This window comes from Caulobacter sp. X, assembly GCF_002742635.1.
Taxonomy (GTDB): domain Bacteria; phylum Pseudomonadota; class Alphaproteobacteria; order Caulobacterales; family Caulobacteraceae; genus Caulobacter.
In genome coordinates, this window is the sequence record NZ_PEGF01000002.1 from 1,642,033 (window position 1) to 1,659,194 (window position 17,162).

Annotated in this window: 12 protein-coding genes and 2 pseudogenes; 11 read left to right on the forward strand and 3 right to left on the reverse strand. The window is 68.0% G+C overall.

All coding sequences use genetic code 11. The features are described 5' to 3' along the window. Positions 1–100 precede the first annotated feature (100 nt). The 3 genes and pseudogenes from CSW60_RS24465 to CSW60_RS20220 all read left to right on the forward strand — a co-directional run. Positions 101–188: pseudogene (locus CSW60_RS24465) on the forward strand (hypothetical protein); the annotation flags it as partial. 287 nt (positions 189–475) lie between these two features. Continuing rightward, positions 476–3,133 carry a polar localization protein TipN gene (locus tag CSW60_RS20215; protein ID WP_099538933.1) on the forward strand — a complete coding sequence of 886 codons (2,658 nt, stop codon included), beginning with the start codon at positions 476–478 and terminating at the stop codon, positions 3,131–3,133. 15 nt (positions 3,134–3,148) lie between these two features. Continuing rightward, on the forward strand, positions 3,149–3,709 hold the full coding sequence (locus tag CSW60_RS20220; RefSeq protein WP_099538934.1) for a sugar transferase: 561 nt from the start codon (positions 3,149–3,151) through the stop codon (positions 3,707–3,709). Here CSW60_RS20220 and CSW60_RS20225 read toward each other — a convergent pair. Together CSW60_RS20225 and CSW60_RS20230 are read right to left on the reverse strand one after the other, a co-directional pair. Further along, positions 3,706–5,154: a mannitol dehydrogenase family protein gene (locus tag CSW60_RS20225; protein ID WP_099538935.1), complete on the reverse strand. Its 1,449-nt coding sequence runs from the start codon at positions 5,152–5,154 to the stop codon at positions 3,706–3,708. The two genes, CSW60_RS20220 and CSW60_RS20225, sit on opposite strands and share 4 nt — an antisense overlap. Positions 5,155–5,237: 83 nt before the next feature. Further along, entirely contained in the window at positions 5,238–6,746 is a 1,509-nt protein-coding gene (locus CSW60_RS20230; RefSeq protein ID WP_099539196.1) for a UxaA family hydrolase, read from the reverse strand. Positions 6,747–6,905: 159 nt separating this feature from the next. Here CSW60_RS20230 and CSW60_RS20235 point away from each other — a divergent pair, with 159 nt between their 5' ends. From CSW60_RS20235 to CSW60_RS20270, 8 genes and pseudogenes are all read left to right on the forward strand, one after another. Then, the gene (locus CSW60_RS20235; RefSeq protein ID WP_099538936.1) at positions 6,906–7,979 is read left to right on the forward strand and encodes a LacI family DNA-binding transcriptional regulator; all 1,074 of its coding nucleotides are present in this window, start codon (positions 6,906–6,908) and stop codon (positions 7,977–7,979) included. Between the two features lie 108 nt (positions 7,980–8,087). Then, positions 8,088–9,551 (forward strand): glucuronate isomerase, encoded by a 1,464-nt coding sequence (gene uxaC, locus CSW60_RS20240; protein ID WP_099538937.1) that lies wholly within the window; start codon positions 8,088–8,090, stop codon positions 9,549–9,551. A 24-nt stretch (positions 9,552–9,575) separates the two neighbouring features. Next, positions 9,576–10,415 (forward strand): 5-dehydro-4-deoxy-D-glucuronate isomerase, encoded by an 840-nt coding sequence (kduI, locus tag CSW60_RS20245; RefSeq protein ID WP_062099878.1) that lies wholly within the window; start codon positions 9,576–9,578, stop codon positions 10,413–10,415. A 26-nt stretch (positions 10,416–10,441) separates the two neighbouring features. Further along, a pseudogene (locus CSW60_RS24170) lies at positions 10,442–10,516 on the forward strand (hypothetical protein); the annotation flags it as partial. Between the two features lie 55 nt (positions 10,517–10,571). After that, complete coding sequence (gene kduD / locus CSW60_RS20250) at positions 10,572–11,327, forward strand: 2-dehydro-3-deoxy-D-gluconate 5-dehydrogenase KduD (protein WP_099538938.1); 756 nt, start codon at positions 10,572–10,574, stop codon at positions 11,325–11,327. A 174-nt stretch (positions 11,328–11,501) separates the two neighbouring features. Next, positions 11,502–14,231, forward strand: a complete 2,730-nt coding sequence (ppc, locus tag CSW60_RS20255) for a phosphoenolpyruvate carboxylase (protein ID WP_099538939.1) — start codon at positions 11,502–11,504, stop codon at positions 14,229–14,231. A 564-nt stretch (positions 14,232–14,795) separates the two neighbouring features. After that, positions 14,796–15,470, forward strand: coding sequence for a bifunctional 4-hydroxy-2-oxoglutarate aldolase/2-dehydro-3-deoxy-phosphogluconate aldolase (locus CSW60_RS20265; RefSeq protein ID WP_004616830.1), 675 nt, complete (start codon positions 14,796–14,798; stop codon positions 15,468–15,470). Between the two features lie 6 nt (positions 15,471–15,476). Continuing rightward, positions 15,477–16,583 (forward strand): sugar kinase, encoded by a 1,107-nt coding sequence (locus CSW60_RS20270; protein WP_099538940.1) that lies wholly within the window; start codon positions 15,477–15,479, stop codon positions 16,581–16,583. Here the strand turns inward: CSW60_RS20270 and CSW60_RS20275 are convergent. Then, complete coding sequence (locus tag CSW60_RS20275; RefSeq protein ID WP_099538941.1) at positions 16,580–16,909, reverse strand: hypothetical protein; 330 nt, start codon at positions 16,907–16,909, stop codon at positions 16,580–16,582. The two genes, CSW60_RS20270 and CSW60_RS20275, sit on opposite strands and share 4 nt — an antisense overlap. Between the last annotated feature and the right edge of the window lie 253 nt (positions 16,910–17,162).

The following is a 17,162-nucleotide window of genomic DNA, read 5'->3' on the forward strand; positions in this document are numbered from 1 at the left end:
GTCAGTTGGAATGGGGCCACACTCCGCAAGCTTCGGCGTTCATGACGGAATTTTCACTCGCGCGACGGGCGAGACTCTCGCATAACGCCGCTATCGGTTCCTGAGGCGGGCTATGGCCTTCTTGGCTGAGATGTTGGCGGTGGCGGTCGTTTGGCTGTCCTCTTTCGCGCTGTGCCAGTTTGGCGTGGCGACGGAGACGCGCGCCCACAAGGCCGGCCATGCTCATGCCGTGAAGACCGTGGCGCGCTCGCCGCGCGCGGAAGCCGCCAAGCCGCGGCAGGTCCCGACCGCCGCGCCCTCGGTCACACCCAAGGCCGCTTAAGCCGCGATTAGGCGTCGCACCTGTGCGAACGCAACCAAAGCCGCTTTTCGTAAAGGCTTTTCACCGTTAGGTTCATCCGACACGCGAAGGAGGGGCCGGCGCGCGAAGGCTGTCTCAGCGCCCCCCGCCGACGCCCTGGGACTCCGGCTGTGTATGAAGCCTAAGAAGCGACAACCGTTCGATTTCTCCGCGACGCCGACGACTCCTCCCGTGGAGGACAGCAGCGTCGCGCCTGAGCTTCCCGAATCGGCGTCGTTTTCCGATCCCGCGATCGAACCGGCCTCCGCCGAACCTCTGACCCTGAACGACGACCTGGATGTTCCGCCGCCGACCGTGCGGTCGCGACGCCGTCGGGACGCCGAGCCCGGACAGCCCAAGAGCTTCGCCGAACCGGAATTGAAGCCCGCGCCTTCGCTGTCGGTGTCTCAGCCCTTGGCGCCGATCCCCGAGCCCGAGCGCGCCGCGCCCGCCAAGGCGGAGAAGCGCGACGCCGCTCTCGATCTCCGCCTGCCGCCGGGCTCGACGCCGGTGGCGCTTGAGACTGAAGATTCGCCGAGGCGCATGTCCGGCGCGCTGTTCTGGACCCTGGCCTCGGCGATCGCCGCCCTCTGGGCTTTGGCGCCGATCGCGTTCGCGTTCGGTTACGCCAGGGGCGTGCCGGCTTTCCAGGTTGAGGGCTTCGCCTTCACGGTCTTCGCCAGTCTGGCCATCGGCCCGGCTCTGATGACCTTGCTGGGCGCCTATCTGCTGCGGCAGGCGACGGGGATCTCCGACGAGCTGCGCCGGACGCGGACCGCGACGGACCGCATCCTGACGCCCGCCGCCCTGGCCGCCGTCGGCGCCTCCAGCGCCGTGGACGCCATGCGCCAAGGCGTCGATGAGGCCGCCGCCGCCGCCGAGCGCGCCCGTGAGCACATCATCTCCCTCCGCGAGGCCCTGGCGGAAGAGACCGCGCGCCTTGCCGAGGCGGCCGCGGAGTCGGCCCGGATGGCCAATCAACTCGCTCAGGGGCTCGGTCACGAGCGCACGGCGATGGAGACCCTGTCGCAGTCGCTGGACGCGCGTTCCACCGCGGTGGTCGACGCCATCGGCAGCCAGGCCCGCATGGTCGCAGAAGCCTCCGACCTGGCGGAAACCCAGCTGCGCGAAGCCGAGGCGGCTCTGGCCGCCCGCGCCGCCGACCTGGCCGCCGCCGCCGCTGAAGCTTCCGACGCCGCCCGCGTCGGGGCCGAGGACCTGTCGCGTCAGGTCGCTCGCCTGGAGAGCGCCGGCCTGGGCGTCAGCGATCAGGTCGCGGTGGTCGAAAAGACCCTGGCCGCCCAGCGCGCGGCGCTGCTCGAAGTCAGCCAGGCGCTGCGCTCCGAGCAGGAGGACTTCGCCGCCGAGGCCGAGACGCGCACCGCCCAACTCACCGAGTTCGTGGCCTATACCCGTGTGGGGGCCACGGAGCTTTCCGACCAGGCCGCGATGGGCGCCGAGATCCTGCGTGGACTGATCAGTTCCGCCGCCGACCAGTTCCGCGAGATGGCCGATAGCGCCAAGGCGCGTCAGGACGCCCTGGCCGAAGAGACCAAGAAGACGCTCGAGATGATCGGCGACGTCGCCGAGAACCAGCGGACGCTGCTGGAGGAAGAGCTGAAGGCGGCGATGGAGGCCATGGCCGACGCCGCGCTGAAGGCCGCTCAGGGCGTCGAAGCCCGCGTCGAGGCCGCCCGCAGCCGCGTCGATCAGCTCAACGAAATCGCCTTCGCGGCCGGCCAGAAGGCCGACGCGGTGTTCGAGGCTCGCATGGAGGAGGCGCGCGACATCATCGAGCACTCCGCCCAGATGGTCGAACAGGCCGGCGCGCGGACCTCCCAGAAGCTGGCGGACTCGGTGCAAGCCGCGCGCGGCACGCTGGACGAACTGGAGGCGATGCTGTCCGAGATCGGCAAGCGCACCGCCGAGCTGCCGTCCGAGGCTCTGCTGAAGGCCGCCGAGGTTCGCGTCTCGATCGAGCAGGGCGTCGAGCAGCTGATGAACGCCGTGCGGCGCACCGCCGACGAGACCGCGGCGATCGACCAGGCGTTCCAGGAGCGCGTGCGCCGGAATTACGAGATGCTCAGCGAGGCGGCTGGCGCCGTGACCGCTGCGGGCGTGTCCACGGTCGCGGCCCGGGCGGCTTCGTCGTCTGCGGCCAAGGGCCGAGCCGCTCCGCCGCCGCCAGCCGCGCCCGCTGCGAAGGCCTCCCAACCTCAACCCCTGCCGATGGCGGAATTCGACGACGACGCCGAGCCGTCGGGGGATCGCCGCCGTCTTCGCCTGACGCCGACCGCGACGGACGAGGAATTCCGCTCGGTCTTCGAGAAGGCCAGCAGCCGCAAGGCCGCGCCGCCCGCGGGCGAAGATGAGGGGCAGGGCGGCTGGAGCTGGCGCAACCTTTTGTCGGGCATCGAGAACAGCTCGCCGGGCGACGCCGCCCTGGGCGAGAAGCTGGCGGCTGAGATCACCGCCATGGGCATCGATCCGCACGCCCTGCTGCCGCGTCCGCGCATCGACGAGATCGCCGCGGCTCTGCAGACGGGCGACGCCGGCGGCGCTCGCGAGGTGGTCAAGCGCCTGGCGCCGGCCGCCATCCGTCGCCTGGTCCGCCGCCTGTTCTCCGACTCGACCCTGAAGGGCAACGCCGAGCGCTTCATCAAGCGCTATGCCGGCATGGTCGAGGAAGCGGCCGGGCAGGACCGCGAAGGCTTCCTGATGGCGGCGCTGTTGTCCTCCGACGCCGGGCGGGCCTATCTGCTGCTCGACGCCGCCAGCGGCGACCTCGGCTAATTTCGGACGTTCGACTTGAAGCGCGCCTTTGACCTGCTGGCCTCGGCGGTCGGCCTGATCGTGCTGGCCGCGCCGATGCTGGCGCTGTGGCTGCTGGTGCGGCTGACTTCGCCTGGTCCTGGCCTCTACTGGTCGCAGCGGGTGGGCAAGGGCTCGACGCTCTTTCCGATGCCGAAGTTCCGCACCATGCGGATCGACACGCCCGAGGTCGCGACCCATCTGCTGGCCGATCCGGACCAATGGCTGACGCCCGTCGGGCCGATGATGCGCAAGCTGAGCCTGGACGAGCTGCCCCAGCTGTGGAGCGTGCTGGTCGGGCACATGAGCCTGGTCGGTCCGCGCCCCGCGCTGTTCAATCAGGACGACCTGATCGCGGCGCGCAAGGCCGCCGGGGTCGATGTGCTGCGGCCCGGCGTGACCGGCTGGGCGCAGATCAATGGCCGGGACGAGCTGGCCATTCCCGACAAGGTGGCGCTGGACGCCGAGTATCTGCGTCGGCGCTCGTTCCTGTTCGACCTGAAGATCCTTGCCAGCACCGTCGTTCCGGTGCTGACGGCCAAGGGCGTTACCCGCTAGCCGAGGTCGGCGTAGGCCTTTTCCAGAGCGGCGACAAAGGTCGGATTGGACGTCAGAGCCGCCGGGAAGACGGTGTCCAGCGCCAGGAACGCAGCGACGTCGGTCTTGGCGTCTCCGGTCGCCGCGGCGCCCAGCGCCGTCAGCTTGTCCGCCAGGGGATCGGTGATCGCCTCGCCGGCCTTGGCGCGGAGGGCGACGAACCGCATCCACGCCGCCAGAGGGATCGCCAGGCGCTCGATCGAACGGCCCGCTTCCAAGGTTTCCGTCAAGGTGCCGAGGATGCGGAACGGCAGCTTCTGCGAGCCGTCCCAGGCGATCTGCGACAGATAGTGGCGGATCTCGGGGTTGCGGAAGCGGGCCAGGATGGCTTCGGCGTATTGGGCCAGATCGAGGCCGCGCGGCGCGGTCAGGGTCGGGATGATGTCCTTGGTCATCATGTCGCGCGCCAGGGTCTCCAGCGTGGGATCGCTGACCGCCTCGAACACCGTCTCATGGCCGCGCAGGATGCCGGCATAGGCGAGGGTCGAGTGGACGCCGTTCAGCAGGCGCAGCTTGGCCCGCTCGAAGCCACGGACGTCGTCGGTCAGGATGACGCCGACGCTGGCGAGGTCGGCGGCGTCAGCCGGCAGCACATCCTCGACCACCCACTGGGTGAAGGCCTCGCGCTGGATCGGCCAGGCGTCTTCCAGACCGGTCGCGGCGAGGACACGGGCGCGCAAGGCGTCGTCGGTGGCGGGCGTGATGCTGTCGACCATGGTGCGCGGGAAGCTGCCCTCGCGCTCGATCCAGGCGGCGAGCTCGGCGTCCAGCTTGGCGGCGAAGGCCGCCACGGCCGCCTTCAGGCGCCAGCCATTGTCGGCGAGGTTGTCGCAGGCCACCACGGCGTAGGGCGCGAGCCCCGCCGCGTGGCGCCGGCGCAGGCCCTCGACGATGTAGCCGACGGCGCTCTTGGGTTCGCGCGGGTTGGCCAGATCGTGGACGATGTCGGGGTGGCTTTCGTCCAGCCCGCCCTCGGCCGACAGGGTGTAGCCCTTCTCGGTCACGGTCAGGGTGACCATGCGGGTGGTCGGCGCGGCGAGGCGGGCGAAGACCGACGGCGGATCCTCGGGCGCGACCAGCACTTCCTGGATGGAGCCGATGACGCGGAAGGTCGTCTCTGCGTCCAGCTGGGCCAGGGTGTAGAGGCCGTCCTGCGGCTCTAGGGCGTCGCGGACGCCAGGGCTCTTCAGCGAGACGGCGCAAATCCCCCAGCGCGGGTCGGTCGCCAGAAGCTGGTCGAAATAGAAGGCCTGGTGGGCGCGGTGGAAGGCGCCGGGACCGAAGTGCACGACGCCGATCTGGACCTTGTCGCGGTCGTAGGGCGGCAGGGCGACGCCCGGGATCGCGCCGGGATAGCTGGTGGCGCTCAGACGCAGGGCGGAGGAGGTCTCGGAAGAAGCCGTCAAGGGAAGCGCCTAGGGATCGAAGGAATGTTCAGGCCGCCTACATGCTGTAGTCTGGCCTCGGTGACAATTGGCTTGACCAATTTCTAGAGGGTTACGCCGGACTTCCAGATGGCGATCTCGCGCTCGCCGTTCAGCTCGGCCTTGGTCGGCTGGCCGGAGGCGGTTTCGATCACGAGGTCCATCAGCGCGTCCGCGGCCTGCTCCATCGAGACCCCCGCCAGCACCTGGCCAGCGTCGAAATCGATCCAGCCTGGCTTGCGTTGGGCCAGGCCCGAATTCGAGGCGATCTTCAGGGTCGGGGCGGGGAAGCCGAGGGGGGTGCCGCGTCCGGTCGTGAACAGGATCACCGTCGCGCCGGCCGCGGTCAGGGCTGTCGACGAGACCGCGTCATTGCCCGGCGCCTCCAGCAGGGTCAGGCCGTGCGGTCCGACCCGCTCGCCATAGCGCAGCACCTCGACCAGAGGCGCGCGGCCGCCCTTCTGCACGGCGCCGAGGGACTTCTCCTCCAGCGTGGTGATGCCGCCGGCGATGTTGCCGGGGGAGGGGTTCTCATAGATCGGCTGGTTGTTGTCGATGAAGTAGCGCTTGAAGTCGTCGATCACGCGGACGGCCTGGTCGAAGACCTCGCGGCTGGCGGCGCGCGCCAGCAGTATGCCCTCGGCGCCGAACACCTCGGGGATCTCGGTCAGCACCGGCGTGCCGCCGGCGTCGGCGACCTTGTCGGCGATACGGCCCACCAGCGGATTGGCGGTGACGCCCGAGAAGCCGTCCGAGCCGCCGCACTTGAGGCCGACGACCAGCTCCGAGACCGGGATCGGCTCGCGGCGGTCCCGTTCGGCGATCTCGACCAGCGCCTCGACGGCGGCGAGGCCGTCTTCGAGCTCATCCTCGACCATCTGGGTCGTGAAGCTGCGCAAGCGCTCGCGGTCGATCTCCGGCGCGCTCTCCAGCAGGGCCTTGAGCTGATTGTTCTCGCAGCCCAGGCCCAGCAGCAGCACGCCGCCAGCGTTTGGGTGGCTGGCCAAGGCCGCGATCAGCTTGCGGGTGTGGGTCAGGTCGTCGCCCAGCTGAGAGCAGCCGAACGGGTGGGGGAAGGCGAAGACGCCATCGACGCGTCCGGCGAAGCGCTGGTTGGCTTTCTCGGCGATCCGGCGGGCGGTGTTGGCGACACAGCCGACGGTGCACAGCACCCAGATTTCGTTGCGGGTGCCAGCCCGGCCGTTCTTGCGACGATAGCCTTGGAAAGTGCGCGGCCTTGCCTCCCGCCGGGGTTCGGGCGGGGAGGGCGTCCAGGCGAAGTCCTCGACGCCCTCCAGGCGCGTGGCGACGTTGTGGACGTGGACGTGATCGCCGACGGTGATGTCCGCCAGCGCTCGCCCGATCGGCCAGCCGTACTTCAGCACGTCCTCGCCGGCCTTGGCGGCGCGGATGGCGATCTTGTGGCCCTTGGGGATGTCGGCGCGCGCGGTGATGGTCTGGCCGTGCAGGTCCACAGCCTCGCCGCGCGCGATGTCGCGCAGGGCCGTGGCGACATGGTCACGCGGGTCGACCGGGTGGATCGATTCGCGTTGCGGCTGGAGCGCATCAGTCATCGTGAAGTCTCGCCCTCGGGGCGGGGATCGCCAAAAGAAAAGATCAGTGACATGGTAACCGGTGTCAGATTGGCGGCAAGTCGATGTTTCGTCGTAGGTGGCGATCACCGCGTCGCTAGAGTATGACAAGCCTAAATAAACAAAGCCGTTGGAAACGCCGTGACTGCTTCGAATACGCCTTCCTCGAATCCGGAAGAAAGTGAGACCGGCGTCGAGGGCGGACGCCGCCGAGCGACGATCAACGATATCGCGCGTCTGGCCGGGGTTTCGAAGAAGACCGTCTCGCGCGTCATCAATCAGTCGCCTTTCGTTCGCGACGAGACGCGCGAGCGGATCGAGGCGGTCATCGCCGAGTGGGGCTATGCGCCTGATCCCCAGGCGCGAGGTCTGGCGTTCCGGCGGTCGTTCCTGATCGGCATGATCTACGACAACCCCAATCCGCAGTATGTCGTGAACATGCAGTTGGGCCTTCTGGATGGCTTGCGCGGTTCCGGCTTCGAGCTGGTGGTGCACCCCTGCGATCGCTCCAGCCCGACCTTCCTGGCCGATATCCGCGCCTTCGTGGAGCGTCAGAAGCTGTTTGGCGTGGTGCTGCCGCCGTCGGTTTCCGAGGACGACCGGGTCGCCAAGCTGCTCAACGAGATTGGGTGCTCGTACATCCGCATCGCCTCGGTCGAGCTGGACAAGCCCGAGCACATGATTGTCGGTCACGACCGTCTGGGCGGTTTTCAGGCCGCTGAGCATATTCTTTCCCTGGGGCATCGCCGGATCGCGTTCATTTCCGGTCCCGCGACCTTCCGCTCGTCGCACGAGCGGAGAGGGGGCTTCGAGGACGCCTTGGCCAAGGCAGGCTTGAAACTCGCGCCCGAGGACATCGTCCAGGGCGGCTACACCTTCGAGTCTGGCGTGGCTTGCGGGGACGTTCTCTTGGCGCGCAACCCGCGCCCGACCGCGATCTTCTGCGGCAATGACGAAATGGCGGCGGGCGTGCTGCAGTCCGCGCGCAAGGCGGGGCTGTCGGTGCCGAAGGACGTGACCGTCGTCGGCTTTGACGACTTCCAGATCGCCCAGGCCGTGTGGCCGCCGCTGACGACGGTGCGCACGCCGACGCGCGCGATCGGCCGGATGGCCGCCGAGAAGCTGTTGGGCGTCGAACGCCCCGAGCCGCGCGATCTCACCACGACCGAGCCGAGCCTTGTGGTGCGCGAGTCCTCCGGGCCGGCTCCGGCCTGAGCGCTCGCGGCCGCCTGCGGCTTGCATAGGAACATGACACCGGTTACCAAGCGGCCCGAAGCGGCCCCTCGCGAAGTCGCCGGTCAGACAGGGAGCAGACGTTAAGCCATGCCCAGGCCTCTGAATTTCCATGATGACCGGCTGTTTCCGGCCGATGCGACCACGCGGTCCTACGCGCGGGGACTGTACGGCCTGGTCAAGGACCTGCCGATCATCAGTCCGCATGGCCACACCGATCCCAGCTGGTTCGCGACCAACGCGCCGTTCCAGGACGCCACCGACCTGCTGCTGGCGCCGGACCACTATCTGTTCCGGATGCTCTACAGCCAGGGCGTCAAGCTGGACGCGCTGAAGGTTCGCTCCAAGGCGGGCGTTCCCGACACCGATCCGCGCGAAGCCTGGCGCGTCTTCGCCAGCCACTTCCATCTGTTCCGCGGCACGCCTTCGTGGGTGTGGCTGAACCATGTGTTCAGCCAGGTGTTCGGCTTCACCGAGTTCCTCGAAGCCTCGAACTCGGACGCTTACTACGACCGCATCACCGAGGCCCTGGCGACCGAGGCCTATCGCCCCCGCGCCCTGTTCGACCGCTTCAACATCGAGACCTTGGCGACCACCGAAGGTCCGCACGAGAGCCTCGCGCACCACAAGGCGATCCGCGAGAGCGGGTGGGGCGGCCATGTCATCACCGCCTACCGCCCCGACGCTGTCATCGACTTCGAGGACGAGCGCAGCCCGCGCGCGTTCGAGCGCTTCGCCGAGGTGTCCGGCCAGGACGTCTATAGCTGGAAGTCCTACCTTGAGGCGCACCGCCTGCGCCGCCAGGCCTTCATCGAAGCCGGCGCTACCTCGTCCGACCACGGTCACCCGACCGCGGCGACGGCCGATCTCAGCGACGCCGAGGCCGAGGCCCTGTTCGCCGATCTGGTGAAGGGCGATGTGACACCCCAGAAGGCCGAGCTCTTCCGCGCCCAGATGTTGACCGAGATGGCCAAGATGAGCCTGGACGACGGGCTGGTCATGCAGATCCATCCCGGCTCGCACCGCAACCACAATGTCGGCCTGCTGAACTCGCACGGCCGCGACAAGGGCGCCGATATCCCGATGCGCACCGAGTACGTCGATGCGCTCAAGCCCCTGTTGACCCGCATGGGCAACGATCCGCGCCTGTCGATCATCCTCTTCACGCTGGACGAGACGACCTACAGCCGCGAGCTGGCTCCGCTGGCCGGGCACTATCCGGTGCTGAAGCTGGGTCCGTCCTGGTGGTTCCACGACAGCCCGGAAGGCATGATGCGCTTCCGCGAGCAGGTCACCGAGACCGCCGGCTTCTACAACACCGTCGGCTTCAATGACGACACCCGCGCCTTCCTGTCGATCCCGGCCCGCCACGACGTGGCCCGCCGCGTCGACAGCGCCTTCCTGGCCCGCATGGTCGCCGAGCACCGCATGGACCTCGTCGAGGCCGAGGAGCTGATCGTCGATCTGACGTACAACCTGCCTAAGAAGGCCTACAAGTTGGACCAGCGTCCGGACTGGGCTCGTCCCGCCGCGCTGCGCGCCGCCGCCGAATAGAACACCCTTTCCGGAGACTTCTCGATGTTCGCCAAGACCTATCACGCCACCCATCCGGACATGATGTTCGCGGTCAGCAATGACGACCTGCGCGACCGCTACCTGATGCAGGGCCTGTTCCAGGACGGCCAGATCGTCCTGACCTACAACCACGCCGAACGCTTCGTCGTCGGCGGCGTCGTGGCCACTAGCCCGATCAAGCTGCCTGACCAGACCGAGCCCGCCTCGGCCGCCGGCCACCCGTTTCTGGAGCGTCGCGAGCTGGGCCTGATCAACGTCGGCGAGACGACGGGCAAGGTCACGGTCGACGGCGTCGTCTACGAGATCGTTCCGCGTGACGGCCTGTACGTCACCATGGGCGCCAAGGACGTGACCTTCGAAGGCGTCGACGGCGCCGCGCGTTTCTACCTGGTCAGCCTGCCGGCCCACGCCGCGTTCGAGACCAAGAAGCTGGCCTTCGCCGACGCGATCCCGCTGGAGCGCGGCGCGCTGGAGACCTCCAACGAGCGCACCATCTACCAGTACATCGTGCCGACCACCTGCAAATCGGCTCAGCTGCTGCTGGGCATGACCGTGCTGAAGCCGGGCAGCGTCTGGAACACCATGCCGCCCCACCTGCACGACCGCCGCTCGGAAGCCTATTTCTACTTCGGCCTGGGTGAGAACGACCGGGTCTTCCACTACATGGGCGAGCCGGACGAGATGCGTCACATCGTGATCGCCAACGAGGAAGCCGTGATGAGCCCGCCGTGGTCGATCCACATGGGCTCGGGCACCGCCAACTACACTTTCATCTGGGCGATGGGCGGCGAGAACCTCGACTACACCGACATGAACGTGCTGGACATCTGCCAGCTGAAGTAGGGCCGAAAGGCCAGGCGCTTTTCCCGTGTCATCCCGGGCGAAGCGCAGCGAAGACCCGGGACCCAGGGCCACGCGCAGAGCGGTCGCCCCTGGGTCCCGGATAGCCTCTGCAAGGCTTCCAGGATGACACGATTTTGGGATCAGGAAATCAGAACCATGGCCAATCCGTTCAGCCTCGAAGGCAAGGTCGCGCTCGTCACCGGCGCCAACACCGGGATCGGGCAGGGGATCGCCATCGCCCTGGCCGCCGCCGGCGCGGACATCGCCGCCGCGGGCCGCAGCGAGCCGACCGAAACGCAAGCCGCCGTCGAGGCCCTGGGCCGCAAGTTCCTGTCGATCAAGGCCGACTTCAGCTCGACCGAGCCCGTCCAGCGCGTGGTCGACGAGACCGTGGCCGCCTTCGGCAAGGCCGATATCCTGGTCAATAACGCCGGCATCATCCGCCGCGCGGACTCGATCGAGTTCAGCGAGGCCGATTGGGACGCGGTGATGGACACCAACCTGAAGGTCGTCTTCTTCCTGACCCAGGCCTTCGCCAAGCAGGCGCTCAAGCAAGGTGGCGGCAAGGTGATCAATATCGCGTCCTTGCTCTCGTTCCAGGGCGGCATCCGCGTGCCGTCGTACACCGCCGCCAAGTCGGGCCTGGCCGGCCTGACCAAGATCCTCGCCAACGAGTGGGCGACCAAGGGGATCAACGTCAACGCCATCGCGCCCGGCTATTTCGACACCAATAACACCGAGGCCCTGCGCGCCGACCAGGACCGCAACGCCGCGATCCTGGCGCGCATTCCGGCCGGCCGCTGGGGCCGTCCGGAGGACATCGGCGGCGCCGCCGTGTTCCTGGCCTCGTCGGCCTCGGACTACGTCCAGGGGATTACTCTGCCCGTGGATGGCGGCTGGCTGGCCCGCTGACGAAATAAAAACACGCAATCGGCCGATGGTAGCGCAACCATCGTGCCGGGCGGGTTTTCTCGGCTGGTGAACAAGGCTAGAGGGCGCCGTAGCGTCAGGTCTCCCCGCCGCGACGCGCCCTCGAACCCTCTGTCTGCATGGGACCCTGTCGCTCGGGGTCCTCGGAGTCCGCGCATGCGCAACCCGGCCCTGTCGATCGACGTCGATCGTCCGACCAGCCAACACGTCCGCAAGAACGCCAATCTTCTGAGCGATCTGCTGGTCGAGGCGATCGCCTATCTGGAAGGCGAGGAGGCGGCCGCCCTGGTGGCTCGGGCGCGCCGGGTCGCTTCGCACGAGGATGTCGCCAACGGCGACGCCCCGGTGCTGGACCACCTGTTCTCCGACCTTTCGACCGACGAGGCCGTGTTCCTGGCCCGCGCCTTCGCCAGCCATTCGCTGCTCGCCAACATCGGCGAGGACGTCGCCGGCCGCCGCCGCCACGCCGAGGCCGACGCCCAGCCGGGCGACGAGCGTCCCCGCACGCTTGTGGACGCCGTCAAGCTGCTGAAGAGCCAGGGCAAGACCGACGAAGAGCTCGCCAAGACCTTCGGCGCGATGAACGTCGTGCCGGTGCTGACCGCGCACCCGACCGAGGTGCGCCGTCGCAGCATGGTCGACCGCGAGACCGAGATCTCGCGCCTGATGGCCCTGCGCCGCCACCACCTGCCGCCGGACCTCGAGGCCGAGATCCGCGAGAGCCTGTTCCGTGAGATCGCCCTGATGTGGCGCACCCGGCTCTATCGTCCCGAGCGGATCACCGTGAAGGACGAAATTCGCAACGCCCTGTCGATCGTCCGCACCTCGATCCTGCCGGCGATCATCGACCTCTATGGCGACTGGACCGGCAAGATCGGCACGCACGGCCATCTGGCGCCGCTCTTGAAGCTGGGCTCGTGGCTGGGTGGCGATCGCGACGGCCACCCGGGCGTCAATGGCGAGACCCTGAAGTTGGCCTTCGCCAGCCAGTCGCGCGTGATCCTCGACTGGTACGCCGGCGAGGTCCGCAAGCTGTGGTCGAACCTCGCCGTCTCCACGGCCTATGCGCCGGTTTCGGAAGAGCTGCTGGCCCTGGCCGCCCAGACCCGCGACCCCTCGGTCCATCGCCTGGACGAGCCCTATCGCCTGGCGCTGGAGCTGATCTTCGACCGCCTGACGGCCGTGTCCCAGAAGCTGACCGGCCAGCCGGTCGCCTTCGCCACGGGCGTGACCAGCGTCGAGCCCTACGGCCATCCGGACGCCTTCATCGCCGACCTGTCGGTGATCATCGATAGCCTGGAGCGCAACGGCGGAGAGCGCCTGGTCGGCTCGGCCCTGCGCACCCTGGTCGAGGTCGCCAAGGCTTGCGGCTTTCACCTGATGAGCCTCGATTTGCGCCAGAACGCCGACGTTCATGAGCGCACCGTCCACGAGCTCTATGAGCGGGCCGGCTCGGGCGTCGAGTACCTGAAGCTCGACGAGGACGCCCGCTGCAAGCTGCTGATCGAAGAGCTGTCGCACCAGCGGCCGCTGGTTTCGCCCTTCACCGCCTATAGCGAGGAGACGACCAAGGAGCTGGCCACCATGACCGCCGCCGCCCAGGCGGTTCGGGACTATGGTCACGGGTGCCTCGGGGCGTACATCATCTCCAAGTCGGCGACCCTGTCCGACATCCTCGAGCCGCTGGTTCTGCTCAAGCAGGTCGGCCTGGTCTGGGGCGGCGCCGCGCCGCGCGCCTCGGTCAAGGTCGCGCCGCTGTTCGAGACCATCGGCGACCTCGAGAACGGTCCGGCCGTCCTGCGCCAGTGGCTGGAGCTGCCGCTGGCTCGCTCGATCCTGGGCGACCGTCCGGTGCAGGAGATCATGCTCGGCTACTCCGACAGCAATAAGGACGGCGGCTATGTCGCCAGCCGGCGCGGCGTCGCGGTCGGGGCCTCGGCCCTGGCGCGCGAGGCCGACCGGATGGGCGTGGGCCTGCAGCTGTTCCACGGCCGCGGCGGCAGCGTCGGGCGGGGCGGGGGGCCGGCCGCCGAGGCCGTGCTGGCCCAGCCGGCCGGCACCGTCCAGGGCCGCATCCGCATGACCGAGCAGGGCGAGATGATCGCCCGCCGCTTCGGCGACCAGCCCACGGCCCGTCGCAACCTCGACGGCCTGGCCGCCGCCGTGCTGATCGCCAGCGAGCGTCCGGTCCACGCGCCCGATCCCAAGATCGACGCGGCCATGACCGCCCTGGCCGACGCCTCGTTCCACGGCTTCCGCGCCCTGGTGTACGACGATCCGGCCTTCGAGGACTTCTTCTGGTCGGTCACGCCGATCAGCGAGATCGTCGGCCTCAATATCGGCAGCCGCCCGGCCAGCCGCACCGCCAGCCGCAAGATCGAGGACCTGCGGGCTATCCCGTGGGTGTTCAGCTGGTCGCAGGCCCGCTTCATGCTGCCCGGCTGGTACGGCTTCGCCTCGGGCGTCGATCGGGCGGGCCTGTCGGTCGAGCAGCTGCGCGACCTGGCCGGTAACTTCGACTTCTTCGCCTCGCTGCTGTCGAACATGGAGCTGGCCCTGGCCCAGAGCCACATGCCGATCGCCTCGCGCTACGTCGAACTGTCGCCGGACAAGGCGAACGCCCAGCGCATCTTCGCGACCATCCGGCGCGAGCACGAGCGGGCGGCCGAGCTGGCCCTGGCCATCCGCGGCGGCTCCAGTCTGCTCGACAACCAGCCCGACCTCGCCGAATCCGTGGCGCTGGCCGGCCGGGTCGTCGATCCGCTGAACCATCTGCAACTGGAGCTGCTGTCGCGCCGTCGGGCGGGGGACCAGGACGAGGAGCTGCGTCTGGCGATCCAGCTGACCGTGGCCGGCATCGCGGCGGGCCTGCGTAATACCGGTTGATTTCGAGGGGCGGGGAGAACGGCGGCCGACCGTCGTTCTTTCATTGGTTCAAAGTCTTTCGTTTTCAATCCTTTGCTTGTTTGAGAATCTGAGCTTCGCGCCGCTTGCGCTCTCCGGCGCTTTCTGTTTATCTGCGCATGACACCGGTGGCGAAGTGGCCTGGCCACTTCACGCCTCTCTCGAGTGACACCGGTGTCATCAACGTTTCGGTTCGGCGTCGTGGTCGGTCCGTCTCGTTTGCGGCTCTTTGAGCTCGCTCCTGCGCAAACTCCGGGGCGTCGGTCATGCCGGCGCCCTCACTTTTGCGCCGGCGGGCGGGCGAGGGGAGGCGATGCAAAAGGTTTGGGGAAGGAAACGAGGACCAGTGTCTTTCACGCGGATCGCGAGCCCGGCGGCTCGGCCCCGCGTTCCGCCCTTTAGTTTGACGTAGCGGCAAGCCAGTTCTGGCGTGTGTCCGCAACGCGGTCTAAGGGAACGGCCTGAGCCGGCATCGGCGAAATTTTGCTCACGCGGACGTCTTTCCGGCGCGCCGCGCAAGAACGAGCCTTCGGGAAGGAGTTTGAGATGGTGAAAGACCGTATGGCGGTGCTGACCGCCCTGATGGACCAGGGCGTGATCCCGGTGTTCTACCACCCCGACGTCGAGGTCTGTAAGAACGTGATCCAGGCCTGCGCCGACGGCGGCGCGCCCTGCATCGAGTTCACCAACCGCGGCGATTTCGCCAGCCACGTCTTCTACGAAGTCACCCGCCATTTCGATAAGGCCGATCCGCGCGTGATCATGGGCGTGGGCTCGATCGTCGACGCGCCCACCGCCGGCATCTACATCGCCAACGGCGCCAAGTTCGTCGTCGGCCCGATCCTGAACGCCGACGTCGCCAAGGTCTGCAACCGCCGCAAGATCCCGTACTCGCCGGGCTGCGGCTCGGCCTCGGAAATCTCGTACGCCGAAGAGCTGGGCTGCGAGATCGTCAAGGTGTTCCCGGGCTCGTCGGTCGGCGGCCCCGATTTCGTCAAGGCGGTGCTGGGCCCGATGCCCTGGACCCGCATCATGCCGACGGGCGGCGTCGATCCGGACGAGGCCTCGGTGAAGAAGTGGTTCGGCGCGGGCATCGTCGCCGCCGGCATGGGCTCCAAGCTGATCACGCAAGAGCTGCTGGACGCCAAGGACTACGCGGGCATCTCCAAGAAGGTCCGCGAGACCGTCGATCTGATCAAGAAGGTTCGTGGGAAGGCCTAAGACCAAATGACCGACAACATCCTGAACATCCGCCCGGCTTCGGAGACGAAGTGGGATTGCGCCAGCTTCGGCGAAGTGATGCTGCGTTTCGACCCGGGCTTTGGCCGGGTCCGCAACGCCCGCCAGTTCAACGTCTGGGAAGGCGGCGGCGAGTACAACGTCGCCCGCGCGTTCCGTAAGTGCTGGGGCAAGCGCTCGACTGTCGTCACGGCCCTGCCGAACAACGACCTGGGCTGGCTGGTCGAGGACCTGATCATGCAGGGCGGCGTGGACATGTCCCACGTCATCTGGCGCGAGTTCGACGGCCTGGGTCGCAACACCCGCGTCGGCCTGAACTTCACCGAAAAGGGCTTCGGCGTGCGCCCCGCTTTGGGCTGTAGTGACCGTGGTCACTCGGCCGCCTCGCAGATCCGCCCCGGTGAAGTGAACTGGGAAAAGCTGTTCGGCGAGGAAGGCGTGCGCTGGTTCCACACCGGCGGCATCTTCGCGGCCCTGGCCAGCAACACCGCCGAAGCCGTGATCGAGGCCGTGGAAGTGGCCCGCAAGTACGGCACGATCGTCTCCTACGACCTGAACTACCGCGCCTCGCTGTGGAAGTCGCAGGGCGGCAAGGAAGGCGCCCAGAAGATCAACCGCCACATCGCCAAGTACGTCGATGTGATGATCGGCAACGAGGAAGACTTCACCGCCTGCCTCGGCTTCGAAGTGGAAGGCCTGGACGAGCACATCAGCTCGATCGACCCGGCCAACTTCAAGAAGATGATCGAGACGGCCGTGAAGGAGTTCCCGAACTTCAAGGTCGCCGCGACCACCCTGCGCAACGCCAAGACCGCCTCGGTCAACGACTGGTCGGCGATCCTGTACGCCGGCGGCCAGTTCTACGCCTCGATGATGCGCGAGAACCTGGAGATCTACGACCGCGTCGGCGGCGGCGACGGCTTCGCCTCGGGCCTGGCCTACGGCTTCATGGAAGGCAAGGGCCCGCAGGCCGCCGTTGAATACGGCGCGGCTCACGGCGCGCTCGCCATGACCACCCCGGGCGACACCTCGATGGTGCGCGCGGCCGAGGTCGAGGCCGTGATGAAGGGCAAGGGCGCGCGGGTCATCCGCTAAACCTCTCGCTCTTTGAAGAACAAGGAGAAGTCCTCGGTCGCAAGGCCGGGGACTTTTTCTTTGACGTAGGGCGGCGTCTCGTTGCCGTTCTCGTCGTACTCGACCTTTTGGTAGCCCGGCGGAATGGGCTCTCCGGGCTTGAAGTAGCTGATCGCGCCGTAAGCACCGCGATAGGTGTATTGCTTGCGCCGTTCGATCTGGTCATGGAGCGCGATGAACCGGGCCATGAGCATGGCGGTCAGGCGCTTCTTGTCACGGGTGTTGCGGCGGCTGGCGCGGGTGCCGTTGGCTACGCGCTTGAGGTTTGGCTTTCGAGGCAGAGGCATGACGGATCTCCCAAGGGCTCCCTTCCCCCATCAAGGGGGAGGGCGCGCGAAATCAGCCTGACGCGGAAACGCCAGGAGCGGGGAGGGATGCGAGGCGCCGGACATCCGTCCGGAGTGTGAGTAGTAAGTACCGTTTCGACGAAGCCCGACGCCTCGCGCGATCGTTATCCGCCAGCGTCCCGTCGGGTGGCCCTGTTCAGGCCTTACCGGGACCCGGGGCGCTCCGTTTCCGGAAGCCCCAGCGGTCGAAGAG

What these genes read in the sequence shown, in the direction of transcription:
- CSW60_RS20215 (WP_099538933.1), top strand. Translation starts at nt 476, where the DNA reads ATGAAGCCTAAGAAGCGACAACCGTTCGATTTCTCCGCGACGCCGACG.
- CSW60_RS20230 (WP_099539196.1), bottom strand. Translation starts at nt 6,746, where the DNA reads ATGACTGATGCGCTCCAGCCGCAACGCGAATCGATCCACCCGGTCGAC.
- uxaC (WP_099538937.1), top strand. Translation starts at nt 8,088, where the DNA reads ATGCCCAGGCCTCTGAATTTCCATGATGACCGGCTGTTTCCGGCCGAT.
- kduI (WP_062099878.1), top strand. Translation starts at nt 9,576, where the DNA reads ATGTTCGCCAAGACCTATCACGCCACCCATCCGGACATGATGTTCGCG.
- kduD (WP_099538938.1), top strand. Translation starts at nt 10,572, where the DNA reads ATGGCCAATCCGTTCAGCCTCGAAGGCAAGGTCGCGCTCGTCACCGGC.
- ppc (WP_099538939.1), top strand. Translation starts at nt 11,502, where the DNA reads ATGCGCAACCCGGCCCTGTCGATCGACGTCGATCGTCCGACCAGCCAA.
- CSW60_RS20265 (WP_004616830.1), top strand. Translation starts at nt 14,796, where the DNA reads ATGGTGAAAGACCGTATGGCGGTGCTGACCGCCCTGATGGACCAGGGC.
- CSW60_RS20270 (WP_099538940.1), top strand. Translation starts at nt 15,477, where the DNA reads ATGACCGACAACATCCTGAACATCCGCCCGGCTTCGGAGACGAAGTGG.
- CSW60_RS20275 (WP_099538941.1), bottom strand. Translation starts at nt 16,909, where the DNA reads ATGCCTCTGCCTCGAAAGCCAAACCTCAAGCGCGTAGCCAACGGCACC.